22 protein-coding genes are annotated in these 23,375 nt (G+C 67.5%); 10 read left to right on the top strand and 12 right to left on the bottom strand.

Features of this window, described 5'->3' with window-relative positions; all coding sequences use genetic code 11:
- Positions 1-51 precede the first annotated feature (51 nt).
- From egtD to egtA, 4 genes are read right to left on the bottom strand one after another with little or no spacing between them, the layout of a single operon-like run.
- The gene (gene egtD, locus RU01_RS12095) at positions 52-1,050 is read right to left on the bottom strand and encodes an L-histidine N(alpha)-methyltransferase (RefSeq protein WP_042574794.1); all 999 of its coding nucleotides are present in this window, start codon (positions 1,048-1,050) and stop codon (positions 52-54) included.
- A 47-nt stretch (positions 1,051-1,097) separates the two neighbouring features.
- Positions 1,098-1,838, bottom strand: coding sequence for an ergothioneine biosynthesis protein EgtC (gene egtC, locus RU01_RS12090; RefSeq protein ID WP_042574793.1), 741 nt, complete (start codon positions 1,836-1,838; stop codon positions 1,098-1,100).
- Positions 1,839-1,841: 3 nt separating this feature from the next.
- On the bottom strand, positions 1,842-3,182 hold the full coding sequence (gene egtB, locus RU01_RS12085) for an ergothioneine biosynthesis protein EgtB (protein ID WP_042574792.1): 1,341 nt from the start codon (positions 3,180-3,182) through the stop codon (positions 1,842-1,844).
- The gene (gene egtA / locus RU01_RS12080; protein ID WP_042574791.1) at positions 3,179-4,411 is read right to left on the bottom strand and encodes an ergothioneine biosynthesis glutamate--cysteine ligase EgtA; all 1,233 of its coding nucleotides are present in this window, start codon (positions 4,409-4,411) and stop codon (positions 3,179-3,181) included. Before egtA ends, egtB begins: the two co-directional genes overlap by 4 nt.
- 110 nt (positions 4,412-4,521) lie before the next feature.
- Here egtA and RU01_RS12075 point away from each other — a divergent pair, with 110 nt between their 5' ends.
- From RU01_RS12075 to pth, 3 genes are all read left to right on the top strand, one after another.
- Complete coding sequence (locus RU01_RS12075) at positions 4,522-5,727, top strand: aminotransferase class V-fold PLP-dependent enzyme (protein ID WP_042574821.1); 1,206 nt, start codon at positions 4,522-4,524, stop codon at positions 5,725-5,727.
- A 199-nt stretch (positions 5,728-5,926) separates the two neighbouring features.
- On the top strand, positions 5,927-6,592 hold the full coding sequence (locus RU01_RS12070; RefSeq protein WP_042574790.1) for a 50S ribosomal protein L25/general stress protein Ctc: 666 nt from the start codon (positions 5,927-5,929) through the stop codon (positions 6,590-6,592).
- 80 nt (positions 6,593-6,672) lie between these two features.
- Positions 6,673-7,251: an aminoacyl-tRNA hydrolase gene (gene pth / locus RU01_RS12065; protein ID WP_042574820.1), complete on the top strand. Its 579-nt coding sequence runs from the start codon at positions 6,673-6,675 to the stop codon at positions 7,249-7,251.
- A 4-nt stretch (positions 7,252-7,255) separates the two neighbouring features.
- On the opposite strand, the gene RU01_RS12060 is transcribed toward pth, so the two are convergent.
- Positions 7,256-8,890, bottom strand: coding sequence for a fatty acyl-AMP ligase (locus RU01_RS12060; RefSeq protein WP_042574789.1), 1,635 nt, complete (start codon positions 8,888-8,890; stop codon positions 7,256-7,258).
- Between the two features lie 163 nt (positions 8,891-9,053).
- Here RU01_RS12060 and RU01_RS12055 point away from each other — a divergent pair, with 163 nt between their 5' ends.
- Both RU01_RS12055 and RU01_RS12050 read left to right on the top strand, forming a co-directional pair.
- Positions 9,054-10,694, top strand: coding sequence for a peptide chain release factor 3 (locus tag RU01_RS12055; protein ID WP_042574788.1), 1,641 nt, complete (start codon positions 9,054-9,056; stop codon positions 10,692-10,694).
- Positions 10,695-10,984: 290 nt separating this feature from the next.
- Positions 10,985-11,329 carry a hypothetical protein gene (locus RU01_RS12050; protein ID WP_231568686.1) on the top strand — a complete coding sequence of 115 codons (345 nt, stop codon included), beginning with the start codon at positions 10,985-10,987 and terminating at the stop codon, positions 11,327-11,329.
- Positions 11,330-11,546: 217 nt separating this feature from the next.
- Here the strand turns inward: RU01_RS12050 and RU01_RS12045 are convergent, their stop codons facing one another.
- The 4 genes from RU01_RS12045 to RU01_RS12030 form a co-directional block, all read right to left on the bottom strand.
- Positions 11,547-12,230, bottom strand: coding sequence for a fasciclin domain-containing protein (locus RU01_RS12045; protein WP_042574786.1), 684 nt, complete (start codon positions 12,228-12,230; stop codon positions 11,547-11,549).
- A 163-nt stretch (positions 12,231-12,393) separates the two neighbouring features.
- Positions 12,394-13,068 (bottom strand): DUF4166 domain-containing protein, encoded by a 675-nt coding sequence (locus RU01_RS12040; protein WP_042574819.1) that lies wholly within the window; start codon positions 13,066-13,068, stop codon positions 12,394-12,396.
- 89 nt (positions 13,069-13,157) lie between these two features.
- On the bottom strand, positions 13,158-14,942 hold the full coding sequence (locus RU01_RS12035) for an ABC-F family ATP-binding cassette domain-containing protein (protein WP_042574785.1): 1,785 nt from the start codon (positions 14,940-14,942) through the stop codon (positions 13,158-13,160).
- Entirely contained in the window at positions 14,942-15,892 is a 951-nt protein-coding gene (locus RU01_RS12030; RefSeq protein WP_042574784.1) for a 4-(cytidine 5'-diphospho)-2-C-methyl-D-erythritol kinase, read from the bottom strand. Before RU01_RS12030 ends, RU01_RS12035 begins: the two co-directional genes overlap by 1 nt.
- An 85-nt stretch (positions 15,893-15,977) precedes the next feature.
- Between RU01_RS12030 and RU01_RS12025 the strand changes: the two genes are divergently transcribed.
- Positions 15,978-16,958, top strand: a complete 981-nt coding sequence (locus RU01_RS12025; RefSeq protein WP_042574783.1) for a helix-turn-helix transcriptional regulator — start codon at positions 15,978-15,980, stop codon at positions 16,956-16,958.
- Here the strand turns inward: RU01_RS12025 and rsmA are convergent.
- Complete coding sequence (gene rsmA / locus RU01_RS12020) at positions 16,934-17,809, bottom strand: 16S rRNA (adenine(1518)-N(6)/adenine(1519)-N(6))-dimethyltransferase RsmA (protein ID WP_042574782.1); 876 nt, start codon at positions 17,807-17,809, stop codon at positions 16,934-16,936. The two genes, RU01_RS12025 and rsmA, sit on opposite strands and share 25 nt — an antisense overlap.
- A gap of 25 nt (positions 17,810-17,834) precedes the next feature.
- The gene (locus RU01_RS12015; protein ID WP_042574781.1) at positions 17,835-18,962 is read right to left on the bottom strand and encodes a resuscitation-promoting factor; all 1,128 of its coding nucleotides are present in this window, start codon (positions 18,960-18,962) and stop codon (positions 17,835-17,837) included.
- Positions 18,963-19,343: 381 nt separating this feature from the next.
- On the opposite strand from RU01_RS12015, the gene RU01_RS12010 reads away from it, so the two are divergent.
- The 4 genes from RU01_RS12010 to RU01_RS22135 all read left to right on the top strand — a co-directional run bounded on the left by RU01_RS12010 (position 19,344) and on the right by RU01_RS22135 (position 22,532).
- Entirely contained in the window at positions 19,344-20,732 is a 1,389-nt protein-coding gene (locus RU01_RS12010) for an amino acid ABC transporter substrate-binding protein/permease (protein ID WP_082043072.1), read from the top strand.
- On the top strand, positions 20,729-21,496 hold the full coding sequence (locus RU01_RS12005; protein WP_082043067.1) for an amino acid ABC transporter ATP-binding protein: 768 nt from the start codon (positions 20,729-20,731) through the stop codon (positions 21,494-21,496). The genes RU01_RS12010 and RU01_RS12005 overlap by 4 nt, the downstream gene beginning before the upstream one ends.
- Positions 21,497-21,513: 17 nt before the next feature.
- Positions 21,514-21,774: a hypothetical protein gene (locus tag RU01_RS12000; RefSeq protein WP_042574779.1), complete on the top strand. Its 261-nt coding sequence runs from the start codon at positions 21,514-21,516 to the stop codon at positions 21,772-21,774.
- A 113-nt stretch (positions 21,775-21,887) separates the two neighbouring features.
- Positions 21,888-22,532, top strand: coding sequence for an LppP/LprE family lipoprotein (locus RU01_RS22135; protein WP_052493255.1), 645 nt, complete (start codon positions 21,888-21,890; stop codon positions 22,530-22,532).
- Here RU01_RS22135 and RU01_RS11990 read toward each other — a convergent pair.
- Positions 22,529-23,359, bottom strand: coding sequence for a TatD family hydrolase (locus RU01_RS11990; protein ID WP_042574778.1), 831 nt, complete (start codon positions 23,357-23,359; stop codon positions 22,529-22,531). The two genes, RU01_RS22135 and RU01_RS11990, sit on opposite strands and share 4 nt — an antisense overlap.
- Positions 23,360-23,375 lie beyond the last annotated feature (16 nt).

Genomic DNA, 23,375 nt, shown 5'->3' with positions numbered 1-23,375 from the left:
CGGGCCGAGACGGAAACTCCGTCTCGGCCCGCCGGTCGTTCTCGGTCGTGACTACCTCCGAGCGAGAACCACTGCGAAGCGCTCGTCCGCATCCGTCCAGAACTGATCGACGGCGAATCCCGCCGCGGCGAGTTCGCCCGTGATGGATTCCCGTCGGAACTTCGCCGAGATCTCGGTACGCATCTCTTCGCCTGCGGCGAAGTCCACGTCGAGGTCGAGTTCCTCGACCCGCACCGTGTGGGCGCGCCGTGAGCGCAGCCGCATCTCGATCCACTCGTTCCGCTCGTCCCAGACCGCGACATGCTCGAAGTCGTCGGTGTCGAACGTGGCATTCAGCGTCCCGTTGAGCACCGACAACACGTTGAGGTCGAACTGCGCGGTGACTCCCTCCGCGTCGTCGTACGCCGGAACGAGAACTGCCGGGTCGATCACCAATCCGACTCCCAGGAGCAGGAACTCGCCCGTGTTCAGGGTGCGCGCGAGGTCGGTGAGGAAGTCCGAGCGTTCCTGCGGCACCAGGTTGCCCAGCGTCCCACCGAGGAACGCGATGGTGCGCCGACCACCGGACGGTAACGCGCCCAGGGCACTACGACCGAGCTCCGATGTGCCCGCTATGTCCGTGAAATCGCTGACCACGCCGTGCACGTCGAGGGTCGGGTACTCGCGGCCCAGATCCTCCATCGCCCCGGTGAGCGCCGACGGCGACACGTCCTGCGGAACGTAGCGACGCAGAGTGCCGTGCTCGAGCCCGGCGGACAGCAGCAGCCGAGTCTTGTCCGACGAGCCGGACCCCAACTCGATCAACACCTCGCTGTCGGTGATGCGCGCGATGTCGGCTGCACGTTCGGCCAGGATGCCGCGCTCGGTCCTGGTGGGGTAGTACTCCTCGAGTTCGGTGATCCGCTCGAACAGCTCGCTCCCCGTGGCGTCGTAGAAGTACTTCGGCGGCAACCACTTGGGGGTGGCGGTGAGCCCGCGGAGGGCATCCTCGCGCAGGGACTTCTGCAGGTCCTCTGCGGTGATGTGGATGTCCAGTGACGGCGCTGTCATGGCGAACTCCTGTGGTCGGTGCGGATGAAGCAGTGCGGACGAGAGCGTCAGAACGTGTCGACGTGGAGAGAACCGACAGCGGCGGTAACGACGCTACGGTCGGGTATTCGGTGCCACCCCGGGCGATCGTCGAGCGGTTCCGACGCGAGCAGGACACTGTCGTCGGTCGAGAGCGCGAACAGCGAGTGATATTTCGTCGTCGCCCACAGGGTGTCACCGTCGGACAGCAGGAAGTTCAGACGCGAGTCGGGCGCTGCGGCGTCCACATCGACGACGAGTCCGGTGAGAGCGTCGAGCGGGGCGCTCTCGACGAGACGATCGCGGAGTATCGCCCACAGCACAGCCGAATCCGTGGGCGCTGCAAGCGTCATCAACGACTCCACCGGGATCTTCGCCGCCAGCGATCCCACCGAGTGCGGCCATCCCGCCACGACACCGTTGTGACTGAACGCCCACCGCCCGTCCACGAACGGAGCGCAGGCGGACCGCTCGACGGGCATTCCGACAGTTGCGGACCTGACCGCGGCGAGCACGGCCGTCGATTCGATATGGGTCAAGGTGTCGGTGACGGCCGGGTCCGACCACATCGGGAGAGCATTCCGATACGCCGACGCGGTGCGTGCGCCGGACCCCGACCACCAGGCAGCCCCGAAGCCGTCGGCATTGATCGTGCCGCCGCCGCGCATTTCCCGAGGGGCCCAACTCTGCGTCAGCAGAGACGTCGGCCCCGCGGTGACGACGTGCCCGACGGAACGGCGCGGGCCGAGGTAGCCCAGGTGTCGACACATCGGCTACTGGGCCCCCACGTCGCGGGCACACCGGAAGCCCGCGAAGATCTGACGTCGGATCGGGTGATCCCAGTTGCGGAACGTGGCGCGAACGGCCGTCTGATCGGTGCCGAAGGACCCGCCGCGCAACACCTTGTAGTCACCGCCGAAGAAGACCTCCGAGTACTCGGGGTACGGAAACATCTCGAAACCCGGATACGGCTCGAAGTCGGAGGACGTCCACTCCCACACGTCGCCCATCAACTGCTCGACACCGAGGGCCGACGCTCCCTGGGGGTACGCGCCGACATCGGCAGGCTCGAGGTGGCGTTGCCCGAGGTTCGCGTGCGACTCGTCGCCGTCCGCCTCACCCCACGGATTCCGGCGCGACGTCCCGGTGGTCGGGTCGAACCGTGCAGCCTTCTCCCACTCGGCTTCGGTGGGCAGTCGCTTCCCCGCCCACCGCGCGTAGGCGTCGGCCTCGAACCAGCACACGTGCACGACGGGCTGAGCGGGCCGGATCTGCTTGTTCTCCCCGAACACTCGCCGCCACCACAACCCGTCGTCGCCGCGAGCCCAGAACTGAGGCGCCGAGAGCTCCGCCTCGAGCCGGTGCGCCCAGCCGCGCTCGGACCACAGTTCGGGGCGTTCGTACCCGCCGTCGGTGATGAAGCGGATGTAGTCACCGTTGGTGACGGGGACTGCGTCGATCGCGAACGTCGGGACGTCCACCTGATGCGCGGGACGCTCGTTGTCCAACGCCCACGGGTCGTCGCTGGTGCCCATCTCGAACGGCCCGCCGGGAACGATGATCTCGGCGTCTTCGGACACCGGAACGAGCGCCGCCGGCGACTCCGGGGCGTGGAGAACCGGCGCGCCCGTGCGCAGTTGGTGCGTCGCGAGCATCGTCTCGTCGTGCTGCTGCTCGTGTTGCGCGACCATGGCGAACACGAAACCGTGTTCGACCAGCCGGCTCTCCTCGAAAGTGCAGCGTTGCAGCGCCTTCCGAGACAATGCTCGCACCGTGTCCACGTAGTCCCGCGCCTGCGCCGGAGTCAGCAGGTCGAGTCCGGGCCTGGAGGACCGCGAATGGCGGAACGCGTCGTAGAGATCGTCGATCTCCGCACGGACGGCGTCGAACCCGCCGACGTCCCGCGCCAACCACAGTTCCTCCTGGTTGCCGATGTGCGCCAGATCCCAGACCAGGGGGCTCATCAGCGGCGACACCTGCTCGCGCAGGCCGTCGCCGTCCAGGCAGTCCGTGAGGGACAGCGTCCGTGCACGGCTGCGGTCGAGCATCGCGGCCAACCGATCGCGCAGGGCGACCCGATCGGTCGTCACGTCGGTGGTCAGGTCGGTGGTCATCGAGAGAACTCCTGTCGGCTGTCGTCGAGCATCGCTGTGGGTGCGCGTCCGGCCGCGCACCGGTGTGCCGCGTCCGCCAACCGCTCGGCTGCCGCGCCGTGCGCCGTGTCGGCGGCGAGCGTGAGCAGGCCGTGCGCGGCGACCCGGATGTCGGTGTCCGCGAGACCGTCCCGTGCCGCGTCCTCCCACCGATCCATCGTGTGGCGGGCCAGATCTCGTGCCTCGGCAGCAACCGCCTCCGTGGAGAGCAGCGCGTCGACCGCGTACATCGGCACGTCCCACAACCCGTCCGGCTGACCGTCGAGGTACCGGATCTCCAGATGCCCGCTGGCACGGACGAGGGGGAAGACCGTGGTGAGGTGGTAGTCCAGATCGGCCGTGGTCGGACGGCGGCCCAGCTCCTCGTCGAGGTCGCCGGCGATCCACTGGGCGAACGTCGAATCCTCGGGTGGCTCGACCAACGTGCCACCGCGGCGGACGCAGAGCAGCGGGACGTCCATCACCCACCGCGCATAGTCCGACGCAGGGTCCACGCCGAGCGGAACACGAGTGCGGGTGCGGTCGAGTTCGAACCACGTCCGCATACGCTGCGACGCCCACTTGCCCTCCGGCACACCGTGGAGCACCGGCGTAGTGGCGAACGCGGCGAGCAGCGCCGGCCCGATGGCATGCACGGTGTCCCACCTGTCCCGGATACGGCGACTGTCCTCCCCCGCATCGATGCTGACCTGCACTGCGGCGGTGTTGCACATCATCAGCTTGCCGTAGGGGCCGTGCCGTTGGAATCGTCGTTCCATCGCGCAGTAGCGAGGAAGTGTCAGGAGCCGTTCCGGGTCGCGGACCGCATCCGCGCCGCCTCCGTCGAGCGTGATGCCCTGCGTGGCAAGAAGATCGACCAAGAGACGGTGATCGCCGGCAAGGGAGTCCACGACGTGGTCGATGGTCGTGGCAGGTGCGGAGGACAATTCGATCTGCCCTCCCGGCTCGACGGAGACGATGCTTCCGGAGCGGAGAGCGAGAGCGGGCGAATCGGACCGAAGAGACTGTGGGGTATGGACTCCCAGGGCCTCGGCGACCGCATCGAGAGACGGGCGCGTTCCGGTCGCCGTGCGGGTGAACCATTCGAGCTCGGCGCCGATGAGCCTCGGCGGGCCCACCTTGAAGCACACCCTCGCTATGTAGGTCTCCGCGGCCGGACGCGAACTGACATCGGGAGAAGTGGACGTCATGCATGCCTCCGCTCGCTACGGAACTCGTCATCCGAGCCCCCGGTCTTCTCTACCCCGCCCCGTTCGAGACTAATCGCTCCCGCGACCGGGCGCCGGTACTGTCCGTACCGATGAGCGTGAGTGAAGCACCCCCCACCGACACCGTCGACATCGATGCCGTCCGGGCCGATACCCCGGCGGCCGCGCACGGCGCCTTCCTCGACAGTGCCGGTTCGTCGCTTCCGCCCCGCCCGGTCGTGGAGACCGTCATCGGCCATCTCCGACGAGAAGAAGAGGTCGGCGGCTACCGCGCGGCGCGGGAACGCGCGGACGACGTGGCCGCGGTGCGCACGTCCGTCGGACGGCTCGTCGGTGCTCCACCGTCGAGCATCGCGCTCTCGGACAGTGCGACGCGAGCCTGGTGCGACTTCTTCTACGCGGTCCCGCTCTCACCCGGCGATCGCATCCTGATTTCGTCGGTCGAGTACGCCACCAACGCCATCGCAGCACTACAGCGAGCACGACACACCGGCGCCGTCGTCGAGGTCGTCCCGAGCGACGGGTCCGGTTCGATCGACCTCGCCGCGTTCGAGGCGATGATGGACGACCGGGTGGCCTTGGTGTCCCTCGTGCACGCACCGACCAACAGCGGACTTCTCAGCCCCGTCCGCGAGGTCGCGGACATCGCGCATCGATTCGGCGCTCTCGTCGTTCTGGATGCGTGCCAGTCGGTCGGGCAGAGTTCGCTCGACCTGTCCCGACTGGGTGTCGACGCCTTGTCGGCGACCGGGCGCAAATGGCTCCGAGGACCGCGCGGCACCGGATTCCTCGCTGTCACGGAGTCGGTGCTCGACACCCTCGAGCCGCGCTCACTGGATCTCCACAGCGCTTCCTGGACGGGCCCGGACACCTACACCGTCGCCTCGGACGCGACCCGATTCGAGACGTGGGAGCACGACGTCGCCGCGCGCCTGGGTCTCGGTGCCGCCGTCGATTACCTGCTCGACCTGGGTGTCGACGCGGTGGAGGCGGCGGTGCGACTGCGAGCCGACCGACTGCGGGGCGCCCTGGCCGACACCGCGGGCATCTCCGTCCGCGATCCGGGTGAGCGCCGCACCGGCATCGTCACGTTCACCGTCGACGGAGTGGACACCACCGCGGTCAAGGACGCACTCGCAGCGCGGGACATCACCGTGACCGTCAGCCCGGCGTCGTCGACACTGCTGGACATGACGGCGCGCGGACTGGACTCCGTGGTGCGAGCATCCCCCCACTACTTCCTGACTCTCGACCAGATCGACGAGGCGGCCGACGCCTGCCGCGCCCTGGTCCGGTAGCACTGTCCGGACATCCGATTAACCTCCGGCATCCATGGTCCGGTAATGTCGACCGAGTTGTCTCGGCGAGGGTGACGTCCACGTGTATGGGTGTCACCGTGATCGACGCAGGCACGGTCGTCAGCGGCCGTCCTCGTTCGTGTCCACGCCGGGCGAGTAGTACCCCGCCGCACACGTCTTTCGAGGAGTTCTCTCACACATGTCCGACACCAATGCCATCAAGGCCACCACTCGCACCGAGTTCGGCAAGGGCGCAGCTCGCCGCACCCGCCGCGACGGCCTCGTGCCGGCCGTCCTCTACGGTCACGCCACCGAGCCCAAGCACCTCGCGCTCAACGCCCGCGACTTCGCCGCGATCCTGCGTGCCGACGGCACCAACGCGGTCGTCGAGCTCGACGTCGACGGCGAGAAGCACCTCGCGCTGACCAAGTCGGTCGTCGTCCACCCGATCCGTAACTACATCGAGCACGCCGACCTGCTGGTCATCCGTCGCGGCGAGAAGGTCACGGTCGAGATCAACGTCGTCGTCACCGGCGACGCAGCCCCCGGCGCACTGGTCACCACCGATGCGAACGCCATCGAGATCGAGGTCGACGCCACGCAGATCCCCGAGCAGTTCGAGGTCTCCGTCGAGGGCGCCGAGATCGGCACCCAGATCCTGGCCAGCTCCGTCGAGCTCCCCAAGGGCGCGACGCTGATCTCCGATCCCGAGCTCCTCCTCGTCAACGTCGTCGAGGCGCCCAGCGAGGCAGCCCTCGAGGCCGAGGGTGCAGGCGACCTGGCCAGCAACGTCGCCGCCGAGGAAGAAGAAGCAGTCGAGGACAGCTCCGCAGCCGACGAGGCCGCAGCAGCCGACGAGAACTGACCTACTTCGTACGACTCACGGCGCGCCTTCCTCGGAAGGCGCGCCGTTGTCGTCGATTACTGCGAAAGTGACTGGTGGACATGACCGATCGGCCCGCTCTGGTGATCGGACTCGGCAATCCCGGGCCCCAGTACGACCGCACCCGGCACAACATCGGCACCGTGGTGGTCGATGCACTGGCCGCGCGCATGCGAGGTTCGTTCTCCTCCCACAAGCGCAGCAATTCCGATGTGCTGCAGGCACGTCTGGGTGATCGGCCGGTCATCCTCGGCAAACCCCGTTCGTACATGAACGAGTCCGGCGGGCCCGTCGCGAATCTGGCCCGGTTCTTCTCGGTCGCGCCGGCGGACATCATCGTCGTCCACGACGAGTTGGACGTCGATCTGGGTCTCGTCCGCCTCAAGTTCGGTGGCGGCGAGGGTGGCCACAACGGACTCCGCTCGATCTCGAAGTCGTTGTCCACGAAGGATTATCTTCGTGTGCGCGTCGGTGTGGGCCGTCCGCCGGGACGGATGGATCCCGCGGCGTACGTGCTCAAGCCCTTCGCCGCGGCCGAGCGGGACGAGGTCTCGGTCGTCGTCGAAGAGGCTGCCGACGCCGTGGAACTGCTCCTGAAGACGACCCTCGAGGACGCGCAGAACCGCGTGCACCGCCCCTGATCGATCAGCCCAGAAGTGACGCCGAGTTCGCGCGTCGCAACTTGCCCGAGGACGTCTTCGGGATGGTGCCGGGGCCGAGTACCGCGACGGTTCGCGGTCGCACCCCCACCTCCGACACGACTGCGTGCACGATGTCGCGCTCGATGCGCTTGACCGCCTCAGGATCGCCGATCTCGTTGGTTTCCGCTGCGACGGCGAAACTTTCGCGCTTCTGACCCGCGTCGAGCCGGATGGCCACCGCATTGCCGGGGCGGACACCCGCCACCGTGCCCACCGCGCGTTCGATATCGGTCGGGTAGATGTTGCGGCCACCCATGATGATGACGTCCTTGATGCGCCCGCACACCACCACCAGGTCGTCCTCGGTGAAGTAGCCGATGTCGCCGGTGTCGAGCCAGCCGTCCGCGTCCTGCGCCGAGACGGGTCCGTCGACGGTGACGTAGCCGGGCGTCACGGCCTTTCCTCTCACCTGGATGACACCGACGCCGCGGCGGGGAAGTACCTGCCCCTCGGTGTCGACGACGCGTCCCTCGAGGTTGGGCACCATCTGCCCGAGCGTCGCGAGTCGGCGCACGTTGCCCTTGGTCGACGGGACTGCGCGGCCCATCACCTCGAGAAGATCGGCATCGACCTCGTCGAGCACCTGACCTCGATCGCGCACGGGAATCGACACCGCCAGCGTCGTCTCCGCCATCCCGTAGACGGGCGCGAGCGCGGTGGGCGCCAGTCCGAACCGGGCGCCGGCGTCGGCGAGGGCGAGCATCGTGTCGGGATCGACCGGCTCGGCGCCGTTCCACGCGTAGCGCAGCGACGACAGATCGAGCGTCGTGTCGTCCGGCGCCTGCTTCAGTCTGCGTGCGAGCAACGAGTACGCGAAGTTGGGCGCGGCGGTGACGGTGCCGCGGTATTTGTCGATCAGCTGGGCCCACAGCAGCGGCGAGCGGAGGAAGTCGATGGGCGTGATGCTGACGACTTCGGCACCGACCTGCATCGGCACGGACAGGAACCCCACCATGCCCATGTCGTGGAACAGCGGCAGCCAGCTGACCATCACATCGGTGTCCAGCGAGTACTCGATGCGGTCGATCATGGCGTAGGCGTTGACGTAGAAGTTCTCGTGCGTGATGCGGACGGCCTTCGGCGACCCCGTCGACCCGGACGTGAGCTGCTGCAGCGCGATGTCGGACTCGTCGGTGTGCACGGGGTCCGTGTCCTCACCGCCGCGCAGATCGTCGATGGTCAGCACGGTGATCCCGCGCTCCTCGAGGATGGGCGCCGCAGCGTCGAACGGTGCTCCGAGGACGACGGCACGGCAGTCGATCATCCGGATCACGGTTTCCGTGTCCTCCCCCCACAGCGCGAGATCGGTGCGGGGAGTGGGCTGATGGAGCATCGTCACCGATGCGCCCCGCATCCAGGCCGCTTGGCACGACGGCGCGATGTCGACGGGCTGACCGGCCAGGATGCCGATGGCGTCGCCCCGTGAGACACCGGCTGCGGCGAGCCCACCGGCCATCCGACGGGCGACCGCGTGGATCTCTCCCCATGTCTGCCGCAGGGGCGCATCCGGCTCACCGGTGACGAGGCCTCGGTCCGTCGTGGCCGCGGTCGCGTACATCTCCTCGGTGAACTTGCTCAACGTCGCTCCTTCATCGGTGGTGTGTGCCGGGTCCGCGCACCACTGTTACATCCGGCCTACGGTGACCGCTGTTACGGACGGACGGGCTCGGCGTGTCGGCCGAGTACCCTGGATACGTTCCGACCAGTGACCCGGCATCTGCGGTCACCGAAGAAAGGCCTTCGTGAGCACCCCGTCCGTCGACACCGACACCACCACCGCGGTCCCCGCGACCGGCACCACCCCGCCGAAGAATCTTCGGCGCGAGGTGGACCGACGTCGGACCTTCGCCGTGATCTCGCACCCGGACGCGGGAAAGTCGACCCTCACCGAAGCTCTCGCCCTGCACGCCCGCAAGATCTCCGAGGCCGGAGCGATCCACGGCAAGGCGGGGCGTCGTTCGACCGTCTCCGACTGGATGGAGATGGAGAAGGCCCGCGGCATCTCCGTCAGTTCGACGGCGCTGCAGTTCGAGTACGCGGATCACACCATCAACCTGGTGGACACTCCCGGGCACGCCGACTTCTCCGAGGACACGTATCGCGTCCTGACAGCGGTGGACGCCGCCGTCATGTTGATCGATGCCGCGAAAGGGCTCGAGCCGCAGACGCTCAAGCTGTTCCAGGTGTGTCGACACCGCGGCATTCCCGTGATCACCGTGATCAACAAGTGGGACAGGCCCGGCCGCTCTCCCCTGGAACTGCTGGACGAGATCGACGAGCGCATCGGTCTGACGCCCACTCCCCTGTTCTGGCCGGTCGGGATCGCCGGCGACTTCCGCGGCCTGCTCGATGTCTCGGAGCAGCAGTACATCCACTTCACCCGCACCGCCGGCGGCGCCACCATCGCTCCCGAGGAATTCATGGGTGCCGACGCCGCGGCCTCGCGTGAGGGCGAGGAGTGGACCACCGCTGTCGAGGAGAGCGAACTGTTGGTCGAGAGCGGCCAGCACCACGACGAGGACGCGTTCCTCGCCGGCCGGACGTCGCCGGTGATCTTCGCGTCGGCGATGTTGAACTTCGGCGTCCACCAGATCCTCGACACCCTGGTCTCGTTCGCTCCGGCGCCCGGCCCCCGGCCGGACATCGCCGGCGGAGAGCGTGAGGTCACCGACCCGTTCAGCGCCGTGGTGTTCAAGGTGCAGGCCGGTATGGACACCGCCCACCGTGACCGGTTGGCATTCATGCGCGTCGTGTCCGGTGTGTTCGAGCGCGGCATGGTGGTCACGCATGCTCAGACCGGCAAGCCGTTCACCACCAAGTACGCGCTGACGGTGTTCGGCCGTGAGCGCACCACGGTGGAGAACGCCTATCCCGGTGACGTCGTCGGACTGGTCAACGCGACGGCGCTGGCGCCCGGCCACACCCTGTACGCGGACCGGAAGGTCGAGTTCCCCCCGATTCCGTCGTTCGCGCCCGAACATTTCTCGGTACTGCGCGCCGAGAGCGCGAGCAAGTACAAGCAGTTCCGTCGCGCGGTCGACCAAATGGACCAGGAAGGTGTCGTGCAGATCCTGCGTAACGACATCCGCGGGGATGCCTCTCCCGTCCTGGCTGCCGTCGGCCCGATGCAGTTCGAAGTGGTCGCAGCTCGTATGAAGTCGGAATTCGGTGTCGAAGCGCGGATGGAACCGCTGGGGTACTCGATCGCTCGACGTACCGACGCGGAGTCGGCAGGCGAGCTGGGGCGGCAACGAGGCATCGAGGTCTTCACCCGTAGCGACGGCGTGCTGTTGGCACTGGTCAGCGACAAGTGGCGCCTGCAATACATCCAGAAGGAGATGCCGGAGCTCACTCTGGAGCCTCTGGTTGCCGCCGCCGACTGACGGCTTGGGATATCTCCGTAACTCGCCTCACCATTGTTGGGGCAATATCTAGTCCTTTGGGCGATATATAGGCGTTACTTCGATCTCGTGGTACTTTTTTTCTGTTCGAACGTACTTCTGGTTTGTTCTTGGAAGTTGTTCGAGACACGTACCGAGACGATCGAGGAGTAGTCCGAACAATGAGCGACGGATCAAGCGGGCCTTTGACGGGCATCAAGATCGGCAAAGCACCTGCCCATCGGTCTACCCGGACACCCACGAACGCCACCCCGAAACCGAGTGAGGTCGACATGACAACCAGTGATCAGATTTCCGAACACGCGTTGCCTGGCGGCAGCTCGTCCACCAACGGCTCGTCGAACGGCAGCAGCTTCGCCGCCGGTCGTCACCCCAGCCCCGACCGCCGCACCGCGATGGGCATCGCGTCCATCCGCATCGCCGGTCGCCTGACGCAGAACGAGATCACCAGCCGGGACACGCGTCCGATGGATTCCTCCACCGGCCCCGACGAGCTTCTCCAGCTTCTCGGCGAGTACCTCACCTCCGGTGGGCTCGCGAGCCCCGAGCTGCACGTCCGTTCCAACGGCACCACGGTCGTCCTCGACCTGCAGAACCCCGCCAAGGGCTTCCGCTGATCGACAGCAACACCTGATACGACCGAAGCCCCCGGCACCGACACGCCGGGGGCTTCGTCGTGTACACACTGCGGTCCGACCCAGCACGCACAAAGGCGACCCGAGAAGAATCTCGGGTCGCCTTGTGCTACTTCACGACGGACACAGTCGGGGGACGACCGTCGAGAAGAGAGTTGTTCGTACTACCGGTCACGCAGACTCACTCGGAAGGAGTGGATCATGCGGGGGGCATCATGACCGAGTCGACGAGGTAGACGGTCGCGTTGGCGGTCTTGACGCCACCGCACACCAGGTTGGAGTCGTTGAACTTGAGCGACTCGCCCTCACCGGTGACGTTGACTGCCTGGCCCTCGACGGAGGTCTGCTCGCCGGCGATGGCGTCGGGAGCGATCTGGCCGGGGATCACGTGGTACGTGAGGATCTTGGTCAGCAGCGCCGAGTCGGTCTTCAGCGTCTCGATGGTGGCGGGGTCGATCTTGGCGAACGCGTCGTCGGTCGGGGCGATGACGGTGAACTCGGAGCCGTTCAGCGTGTCGACCAGGTTGACGCCCGGGTTCAGTCCACCGGAAACCGCTGCGGTGAGCGTCTTCAGGATCGGGTTGTTCGAGGCAGCGACGGCGACCGGATCGGCAGCCATTCCGCTCACGGAGCCGGCGCCGTCCGGAACCTGCTCGGCGTAACCGGCGCAGCCGGAGCCGACGAGGTTGGAGGCCGGATCGGCACTGGAGTTCATGGCGGTGCTGGACGACATGGCGGACGACGACGAGGTCATCGACTCCATGCTGCTCGTGGCGGTATCGGTAGCAGTGCTGCTGTCATCGGACGAACATGCGGACAGTCCGAGGAGTGCGACTGCTGCGAAGCCGACTGCAACTGCACTCTTGCTCTTGGTGACGCTCATGGCGAGAAACCCTTCGTTTACGGAACTTGTAGCCGCTCACCGCCGGTAATGATCACCGGCCGCTGTCGGTTGTGTCATCCACCATTCGGATCCGGGTCCCATGGGGGATTGGTGACGGTTGTGAGAAAAATTCCCACCTGCTCGAACGGCAGTCTCCGCGCTCCTACTCGCGCGGATCAGTGCGCGTCGGACCCAGTTCCGGCGGAAGATCGGTCGGTAGGCAGGTTTCCTGCGTCGCGGTGAACCACCCCGTGTACCGAAACAGTTGTCCCAGAGTGCGTCCGCGCACTTCGATGTCGATGCGGTGACGTTGCTGCTCCTCGTCCCACCACTCGCGGCCGGTCGTCTCCGCGGACAGGATGCCCGGCGGCTTGATCGATCCACGAGGGGCCAGGAACCGGGGCAGGCCGCTGTCGAGTTGCAACCCGCCGTCCGCATCCGCGGAACACTGTGTGTGAACGACCATGTCGGGACCGGACCCGATGTAGTCCAGGGCCCCACGGGAGCCGAGGACCATCACCGAGTCCAGCGCGACCTCGTGGCCGGGGAACTGGAAGCGACGGACGAACGCGAGCGTCGGCCGACCCAGGTCGTCGGTGTACGCGTAATTTGCGATGGTGAACGGGATGTCCGTGCCGGACGAGGAGGGCACCATCTTGCGCTTACCGCCGAGCCACAGCGCCGGTGGCGGAAGCAACGCCGAGTGCGAAATGGATTCCATGACACCGGTTCCGAACTGTGCGACATGATCGTCCGCACCGAAACCGAAGCGCCACTGCACTTTCGGATGAAGCTTCTCGAACTCCGAGCCCATGACTTCGGACACGACGGATGCCATCGTCACTCCTGCCGCACATCGCGGTCGCCCATCGACCGCCCGAACGCGAGAGTAGCCCGACCCGGCGAGGCCGGGTCGGGCGCGAGCGGTCAGCCGAGTTCTTCGGCCAGCTCCATCCACCGCTCCTCGACGGAGTCCTTCTCCGCGACGACGGTGAGCAACTCGGCGTTGAGCGACTGCAGCGTGGACGGATCCGTCGCGGACTCGGCCAGCGAGGCGTGCAGCGCGCGGACCTTGTCGTCCAGCTTGACCAGCGAACGCTCGAGCTTGGAGAGCTCCTTGCGGGCGGCGCGCTCGTCGGCGCCACCCTTGGCTGCCGCCGACTTCGCTCCCCCGCCGGACGACATGCCGGGAGCTGCGTCGTCGGCCGCGGCGATCTTCGCCCGTCGACGCAGATACTCCTCGATGCCACCCGGAAGGTTGGTCAGCTTGCCGTCACCGAACAACGCCCAGGTCGAGTCGCAGACACGCTCGATGAGGTACCTGTCGTGGCTGATCACGATCATCGTGCCGGCCCAGCCGTCGAGTAGATCCTCGAGCTGCTGGAGCGTGTCGATGTCGAGGTCGTTGGTCGGCTCGTCGAGAAGCAGAACGTTCGGTTCGGACATCAGGACACGCGTCAGTTGCAGTCGACGGCGCTCGCCACCCGACAGATCGCCGACCGGTGTGCGTTGACGCGCGGGTGTGAACCCGAGACGCTCGGCGAGCTGTCCTGCCGAGATCTCTCTGTCGCCCAACTGGATTCGCTCCGCGACATCCTGGACCGCCTCGAGCACCCGCATACCCACCGGGAGGTCGTCGAGTTCCTGGCGGAGCCACCCGATGCGCACCGTCGTGCCCTGGATACGTTTGCCCGTCGCCGGTTCCAGCTCGCCTGCGATGGTGCGCAGCAAGGTGGTCTTGCCGGATCCGTTCACCCCGACCAGACCGATGCGCTCGCCCGGCGCGAGGCGCCACGTGAAGTCCTCGACCAGAATTCGACCGTCGGGCGTCGCCAACGTGGCGTCCTCGAGCTCGATGACGATGCGTCCGAGCCGCGTCTGCGCGAACTTCGACAGCGCCACCGAATCGCGGGGCGGAGGCACGTCGGAGATCAGTGCCTCGGCGGCCTCGATGCGGTAGCGGGGCTTCGAGGTACGAGCGGGCGGGCCACGCCGCAGCCATGCCAGTTCCTTGCGGGCGAGGTTGCGGCGACGGTCCTCCGCGGCGTCGGCCTGGCGAGAGCGCTCCGCGCGGGCGAAGATCCAGTCCGCGTAGCCGCCCTCGTACGTCTCGACCTGTCCGTTCACCACTTCCCAGGTGCGGGTGGCGACGGTGTCGAGGAACCAGCGATCGTGGGTGACGACGACCAGCGACGAACGCCGGTTCACCAGATGCTCGGCCAACCACTGCACGCCCTCGACGTCGAGGTGGTTGGTGGGCTCGTCGAGGACGAGCAGGTCGAGGTCCTGGACCAGGGCCGCCGCGAGTGCGGTGCGCCGACGCTCGCCACCGGAGAGCTGTTCGACCGGTGCATCCAGTCCCAGACCGGTGATGCCGATGCCGTCGAGGACACTGCGGATCCGCGAATCCCCGGCCCACTCGTGCTCGGCGACTCCGAGGGGCGCGAGCACGATGTCGCCGATCGTGGATCCCGGCGGGAGGACGCCGCGCTGCGTCACGACGGCCATCCGCAGGCCACCGACGCGGCTGACGCGACCGGAGTCCGGCTGCTCCACCCCGGCGAGGACTTCGAGCATCGTCGTCTTGCCGTTGCCGTTGAGACCGACGACTCCGATGCGTTCGTTCTCCTGCACGCCCAGTGAGACGTTCTCGAGCAACGGCTTGACGCCGAAGGATTTGGAGACCTGCTCCAGGTTGATCAGGTTGGCCATCAGTGTTGTCCCCGGTTCGTGTCGTTCTGGTCGCATTCGGTGCGCACTCGCGCTCCGCTTACCGGTCCACGTGCCACGCGTACCGTGCGGCAGACGCCGGCGCCGGAGAGTTCCGCACCCACCTCCACCGCGTGATCCTCCGATGCACAGAGGAAGGCGCAGGTAGGACCCGAGCCGGAGACGATGCCCGCGATCGCGCCCGCCTCGATCCCCGCGCGCAGGGTCCGTCTCAGCCCCGGCTCCAGCGACAGCGCCGCGGCCTGCAGGTCGTTGCCCAGCAGTGGGCCCACACGCGCGGGATCCCCGGACGCGAGAGCCTGCATCAGCTCGTCCGGCGATCCCAGCCGCGGAGGTTCACCGCGCTCACGCAGGCGGTCGAGTTCGGCGTACACGGCAGGGGTGGACAGACCACCCTTCGCCAGCGCCAACACCCAGTGGAACGAGTTACGCGACAGGACGGGCAGCAGCTTCTCCCCGCGCCCGGTGCCGACGGCCGTGCCGCCCGAGACCGAGAACGGCACGTCGCTCCCCAGCTGCGCGGCGAAGTCCATGACGGTGGAGCGCGACAGACCGAGGCTCCACAACGCGTCGAGCGCGACGATCGTAGCGGCCGCGTCGGCACTGCCGCCGGCCATGCCGCCGGCGACGGGAATTCCCTTGTCGATGGTGATCGCGACCGAGGGCGCGCGGCCGGCGTGAACGGCCACCAACTCGGCCGCCTTCCACGCCAGGTTGCTGCTGTCGGTGGGCACGGACGCCGCGTCGTCACCGAGAACGGTGACCGACAACGACTCGGCGGCGACGACGGAGACGTCGTCGACGAGCGAGAGGGCGTGGAAGACGGTGGTGAGTTCGTGATAGCCGTCGGGGCGCAGGTCACCGACTGCGAGATGCAGATTGACCTTGGCGGGGGCGCGGACCGAGACCGGCCGCGGAACGACTGTGAGCACGACATATCACTCTAGTCGGCCGACGGACAAGGTCCGAACCGGATAGAGGACACCTGCCGTCCGCTATCGGGAGCATTATGGGCGCATGCGTGAGACCTCGGCCCGACTGCTCGCCCTGCTGTCCCTCCTGCAGACGCGTCGCGACTGGTCCGGTCAGGATCTCGCCGAGCGCCTGCAGATCACTCCGCGAACGGTGCGCCGTGACGTGGACCGACTGCGATCGCTCGGCTATCCGGTGGACGGCACCGTGGGGGTCGGCGGCGGCTACCGCCTCGGTGCGGGCGCCGAGATGCCGCCGCTGCTGCTCAGCGACGACGAGGTCATCGCCGTGGCCGTCGGGTTGCAGAGCGGCGCGTCGGCGTCGGTGATCGGGACGGCCGAGTCGGCGGTCGGCGCGCTCGCGAAGTTGCGGCAGGTGATGCCGTCGCGGCTCCAGCACCGGCTCGACGCTCTGACGATCGACGTTCTTCCGTCCGCACGACCCGTGCCCTCCCGCGTCGACGTGGCGGTGCTGACCGGCATCGCGACGGTATGTCAGAACCACGAACGCCTGCGCTTCGACTACCGCACACATACCGGTGACGTCATGCGGCGCGAGGTCGAGCCCTACCGCCTGGTCAGGTCGGGGATGCGGTGGTACCTGGTGGGGTGGGATCTGGCGCGAGAGGACTGGCGCTCGTTCCGGGTGGATCGCATGGAGACCAAGATTCCCACCGGCCCCCGGTTCACGCCGCGCGACCTGCCCGAGGGCGGGGCGGCCGAGTTCGTCGCCCGCGGCATCGATCGCGCCTTCTCCGCCGCTCGTGGCCGGGTGATCCTGCACGTCCCGGCCGGCGACGTCGAGCACCTCGTCGACCCCGAGTGGGGAACTCTGGAGACGATCGACGACGCGCGATGCGCGGTGGCCGTGACCTCGGACAGTTACACCTCGATGGCGCGCTGGCTGTCGGCGTTCGACGTCGACTTCACAGTGGTCGGGCCGGACGATCTGGTGCAGGCCTGCCGGATCGAAGCGGACCGGCACAGTCGGCTGGCGCGTCGCTACGCCGGCGCCCTGGACGACTGAGCCAGGCGGACGAATGCCGCGGCGTCCAACGTCTCACCGCGCGCCGACGGGTCGACCCCGGCCTCGACGAGTCGGCGCTCCGCGTCCGCCGCGGACCCGGCCCAGCCGGCGAGTGCTGCACGAAGAGTTTTGCGGCGTTGCGCGAAGGCCGCATCCACGACGGCGAACAGCGTCTTCCGGAATGCCTCGTCCATGGGCCACTGCGGATCGGCATGACGATCGATCCGCACCAGACCCGACTCGACCTGCGGCACCGGCCAGAACACCGTGCGCCCCACCGCGCCCGCTCGGCGGACGTCACCGAAGTACGCCGCCTTGACGCTGGGAACTCCGTACGTCTTGCTGCCGGGAGGTGCGGCGAGTCGGTCGGCGACCTCCGACTGGACCATCACCAACGCCGTGCGCAGCGTCGGAACCAGGGCCAGCAGATGCAGAAGCACCGGGACGGCGACGTTGTACGGGAGATTGGCGACGAGGGCGGTCGGTGCGCCGGGAATCTGATCCCTGGTGACGCGCAACGCGTCGGCGCCGACGACGGCCAGTCGATCGGCGCGCTCCCCCGCACGCTCCGACACGGTACGGGGAAGTCGTTCTGCCAGAACGGGATCGATCTCGACGGCGACGACGTCGTGCACGACGTCGAGCAACGCCAACGTCAGCGATCCCAGACCGGGTCCGACCTCGAGCACCGTGTCGTCCGCGCCGACGCCGGCGGCCGAGACGATGCGACGCACGGTGTTGGCGTCGTGCACGAAGTTCTGCCCCAACGTCTTGGTCGGACGTAGGCCCAGCTCGGCCGCCAGTGTGCGAACTTCGGCGGGTCCCAGCAGCTGCACTCGGTTGTCTGACACAGGGGAAGAGTAGTCGGGCGCGGGACTAGCGCAGGCCCAGCTTGCTGGTGCAGGACGGCCAGGCGCCCCATCCCTGCGTCTCCTGGGTCTGCGTGGCGATGGCGATCTGCTCTTCTCTACTCGCGAGGTCGGCGCGGGGGGCGTACTTGAGACCGCCCTGACGCTCCCAGGTGTTCTGGTCGAACTGCACTCCGCCGAAGAAGCCGTTACCGGTGTTGATGGCCCAGTTGCCGGTCGCCTCGCACTGCGCGAGAGCGTCCCAGATGGACCCGTTCTGCACCGGCGGCACCTCGGTACCGGGCTTGGTGCCCACCCGGACGGTCTTGGCCACCGGCGGTGTGGTGACGTCCGCGGTGACGAGGGTGCGGGACACCTCGACGCCGTTGACCTTGTTCACCGAGTACGTCGCGTTCTGGACGCCGGGGGTGGCCGCGGACTCCTCGACGGTCTTGCTCTGGTTCATCGTCGGGTCCTCGATGCGCACGTCGGGTGCGTTCACCGGCTCGGTGACGGTCAGGGACTCGGTGCGATCGCGGGTGACGGTGATGGTCGCGCCGTCGACGAGGGGTTCGTCGGCCGCCGGCTCGACGGTGTCCTTCTGTACCAGCGGAGCACCGGCGGCCTCGAGGAGTTCACCGACGGTCGGTGCTGCCTTGCGCATCGGGGTGGGCGGGGCACCGCCGTCCGCCAGGACGACCGACTTGGGGAGAACGACGTTCACGGTGGCGCCGGCGAGGGGCAGCTGCGTGGTCTCGGGCTCGTCGATGTGGACGTCGGGAGCGATCCCGAGCTGGTCCTTGGCCTCGGCGACGGTGGTCGCGGTGGTCCAGACGGTGCTCGGTGCGCCGTCGACGGTGAGCGTGACCTCGCGAGCGCGACGCAGGGTCACCGTTTCCCCGTCCGCGAGGGGCGCGTCCGCGGACGGAGCGACCTCGTCCCGCGGCGTCGGCTCGTAGCCGGCGGCAGCGAGTGCGCTGCCGACATCGGTGGTCATGGTGGACAGCTGCACCTGCTGGCCGTCGACGTCGATGGTCACGGTCTTGTGGCGCGCGACGGCGACTCCGCCGCCCACGACGAGAGTGGCGAGCAGCGCGGCGACCACGATGTAGAGGAGGCGCGAGCGGGCAGAGTTCAGACGAGCGACATGCGACATCAGACGGCCTGCTCGGACATCGGGAGCACGTGCGGCATCACGGACGAATAACGCAACTTCGAATTCCTTGCTTGTTCGGGACACAACTCGTGTGCAGCACGGTCGATATCGGCCACAACGATCACGATACGGTAACGAGCGAGTGTGGGTTCGGCAACTTCGCGCCCCCGACGCCGGGGCAGGGACGGAAACCCGTGCCGTACCGGCCAGTAAGGGGTGTCGCGTCCCCCTCGGCCGATAGGGTCCGATCCGACCGACATCGCCGCACTCGGCGTCATCACCACTTGTGGAAGGCCCTCCGTGAACCCGACTCCCCCACCGCGTCTGCGACGACTCCGTCGCGTGCCGGTGATCACCGCCGTCGTGGCGCTCGTCGCGCTGATGCTCGCTCCCGCGGCGGGAGCCCAGCCGGCACCGCCGAGCTCGGTCGAGGGACGCACGTTCGCCGTTGCGACGGATGTCACGTTCGCGCCGTTCGAATTCCAGAACTCCGACGGCCAGTTCGTCGGCATCGACATGGACCTCATCCGCGCCATCGCCGACGACCAGGGATTCTCCGTCGACATCCGGCCGCTCGGATTCGACGCGGCGCTGCAAGCAGTGCAGGCCAATCAGGCCGACGCCGTCATCGCCGGTATGACGATCACGCCGGCGCGCGAAGCGGTGTTCGACTTCTCCGATCCGTACTTCGAATCCGGCGTACAGATGGCGGTGCTCGAGAACTCGTCCATCGCGTCGTACGACGACCTCGCCGGCAAGCAGGTCGCCGTCAAGAACGGCACCGAGGGCGCCGACTTCGCGGAGTCCATCAAGGACCAGTACGGCTTCACCACCCGCTACTTCGCGGACTCGGCCAGCATGTACGACGAGGTGCGCACCGGTAACTCGGTGGCCGTGTTCGACGACTACCCCGTGCTGCAGTACGGCATCACTCAGGGGAACGGCCTGAAGACGGTCACGGAGAAGGAATCTCCGAGCAACTACGGCTTCGCGGTGAACAAGGGCGCCAACGCCGAGCTTCTCGCCGCCTTCGACACCGGACTGAACAATCTGCGCTCGTCCGGCAAGTACGACGAGATCCTGAACACCTACATCGGCGCCGCGGCGGACGAGACCGACAACTCGATCCCCGGACTGATCAAGAGCGAGTACAAGGAACTGCTGAAGGGCCTCTGGCTGACCATCGTCCTGACGGTCATCTCGATCGTCCTGGCCTTGATCCTCGGCGCCGTGTTCGGACTCTTCCGGGTGTCGACCAAGGCGTGGTTGCGCGGCATCGGGGCCACCTACGTCGCGATCTTCCGTGGCACTCCGCTGCTGGTACAGGCGTTCTTCATCTACTTCGGCATCCCCGCGGCCCTGAGTTTCCAGATGTCCGCCTTCACCGCCGGCATCATCACGCTCTCGCTCAACGCCGGTGCCTACATGGCGGAGATCGTCCGCGGCGGCATCCTGTCCGTGGACAAGGGCCAGATGGAGGCCTCACGCAGCCTGGGCATCAGCTACCTGACGTCGATGCGCAAGGTCGTGATGCCGCAGGCGATCCGGACCATGATCCCGTCCTACATCAACCAGTTCGTCATCACGCTGAAGGACACCTCGATCCTGTCGGTGATCGGCCTGGCCGAGCTCACCCAGTCGGGGCGCATCATCATCGCCCGCAACTTCCAGTCGTTCAACATGTGGCTGATCATCGGTGTCATGTACTTCGTCATCATCATGGCGTTGACGATGCTGTCGAACCGTCTCGAGAAGAGGATCAACAAGTGAGCACCGAAAGCATCGCGCCCGACGCCGCAGCGGGCGAGGTCAAGATCCGCGCCATCGGGCTGAAGAAGTCGTTCGGCGACCTCGAGGTGCTCAAGGGCCTCGACGTCGACGTCCACTCGGGTGAAGTGGTGTGCGTCATCGGCCCGTCCGGCTCGGGCAAGAGCACGTTCCTGCGCTGCCTGAACAAGTTAGAGGACATCACCGGCGGGACGGTCGTCGTCGACGGCTTCGATCTGACCGATCCCAAGGTGAACCTCGACTCCGTGCGCCAGCACATCGGCATGGTGTTCCAGCACTTCAATCTCTTCCCGCACATGAGCGTCGTCGAGAACGTGATGCTCGCCCCCGTCGAGACGAAGAAGGCCGACAAGGCGAAGGCGCGCGAGAACGCCGTGCGTCTGCTGGCCCAGGTCGGCCTCGCCGACAAGGAGAACGCCAAGCCCGCCCAGCTCTCCGGTGGGCAGAAGCAACGCGTCGCGATCGCGCGGGCGCTCGCGATGGATCCGGACATCATGCTGTTCGACGAGGCCACGAGTGCGCTCGACCCCGAGATGGTCGGCGAGGTGCTCCAGGTTCTGCGCGATCTGGCCAAGGGCGGCATGACCATGGTCGTCGTCACGCACGAGATGGGTTTCGCCCGTGAGGTCTCCGACCGTGTGATCTTCATGGCCGAGGGGTACATCGTCGAGGAGGGTTCTCCGGACGAGCTGTTCGGCAATCCGAAGAACGACCGGACGAGGGACTTCCTCGACAAGGTCCTGTAGTCACGAGAGAGGCGCGTATGAGCGACGAGCAAGAGTTGATGCAGAAGATCACCGCGAAGATCGACGCTCGATTGGGTGCACAGACCAACGGCCTGCAGAACGAGGTGCCGCCCGGCGCTAGCTCTCAGGACGACGACGAGGACGGCGAACGCGGACCCCTGGGTCGTGACTACCACCTGGCCGGTAAGTACGCGCAGGCCCTGGCCATCAACGAGCCGAGCGTGATCGACCGCGCCGAGTTCGATCGACTGGTGGAGACCTACGGCGACGACGACTGACGCGTCGCCGCGACCCGATCGTGACCTGAGCATCGGTAACGATCGGGTGGTGGTCGCCGACACACCCTTCGACCACCGAGCAGAACGCTCGGTACGGACACCCAGGAGGCCCGGTGACCACTCTCTCGCGTTCGATGGCCGTTCTCGCCGTGGCGGCATGCGCCGCGGCGGCCGTGTCGTGCAGTTCCGGCGGCACGACCGGGACGGCGCTCCCCGTCGACGACACGGCACCCTCGTCCTCCGCTCCGGCGCCTGCGTCTCCACCCGCGCCGGCTCCGGCACCGCAGGTGGAGACGCAGACCGAGACGGTCACCGTTCCGGCACCCGCCCCGGCTCGACCCGCGCAGGTCGTGCCGTGCGTGGATCCGAACTCGCTGAACGTGCGGACTGCGGTGGCGAATCTGGGTACCGACTCCCGGGGCGGGGTGTTCGTCATCGACGACCACACTCCCGGCACCAGCGCCGACGGGTGCCCGACGCTGGAGTGGGCGCGAGCGACGGGCACCGGCATCCGGAACGGGACGGTGCAGTCGCACGTCCTGTTCTTCACCAACTCGGGTGACTACCTCGGGACCGCCACGTCGGATGCGTACAGCTACACCTCGGTGGTCGGTGCCACCGACAGCACGGTCACGGTGCGCTACCGCTGGCTAGACCCCGACGACGCGTTCTGCTGCCCGTCCAACACCTCGTTCGTCGAGTTCGACCTCACCGGGAACACCATCACCCCGTACGGCGAGTTCCCGCCCCCGAACTAGACCAGCCGGTAGACCCGCTCGGCCGTGGCGGTCGCCGACGCCGCGACCTCGTCGGCGGTTCGGCCGGTCGCCTCGGCCAGCGCGCGGGCCGTGTAGGGCAGGCAGTACGGCTCGTTCGGAGCACCTCGGAACGGATGCGGTGTCAGGAACGGCGCGTCGGTCTCGAGCAAGTACTGCCCGTCCGGGACCAGCTGCGCCGCCTCCCGCAGGTCGTGCGAGTTCTTGAAGCTCACGGTGCCGGAGAAGCTGAGCACGTACCCCGCGTCGACACACACCTGCGCCATCTCGGGACCCGACGAGAAGCAGTGGAAGATCACCGTCTCCGGTGCGCCCTCGTCCAGCAGCACCGCGAGAACGTCGTGGTCGGCGTCGCGGTTGTGGATCATCAACGGCTTCCCGACGCGCTTGGCCAGGTCGATGTGCCACCGGAACCCGTCGACCTGCTCCTCGACCGAGGCGCAGCCGTCGAGCTTCCCCGGCCAGTAGTAGTCGAGCCCCGTCTCCCCCACGGCGACGGTGCGGGGATCTCGCGCGAGGCGTTCGATCTCGGTCTTCACCTCGTCGGTGAGCACGTTCGCCCGCGTCGGGTGGATGGCAGTGGCCGCGAAGACGCGCGAATCCCAGTGCGCCGCAGCGACGGCGAAACGGGCCGCGTCCAGGTCGTCCGCGACGGTGACGACGCGTCCGACGCCCACCGACTCGGAACGATCCAGGATCGCCGCGACCGACGCTGCATCGGTGGCCCCGCATGCGTCGAGGTGCGTGTGCGCGTCCACGAGCGGTGCGAGCGGAGTGGGCAAGTCGGGGGCGGGACGGTCTCTCGGCACGAAAGATAGAGTAGGC

The organism is Rhodococcus sp. MEB064 (genome assembly GCF_000834565.1).
Lineage (GTDB): Bacteria > Actinomycetota > Actinomycetes > Mycobacteriales > Mycobacteriaceae > Rhodococcoides.
This window is presented reverse-complemented; position numbering and strand designations above follow the sequence as displayed.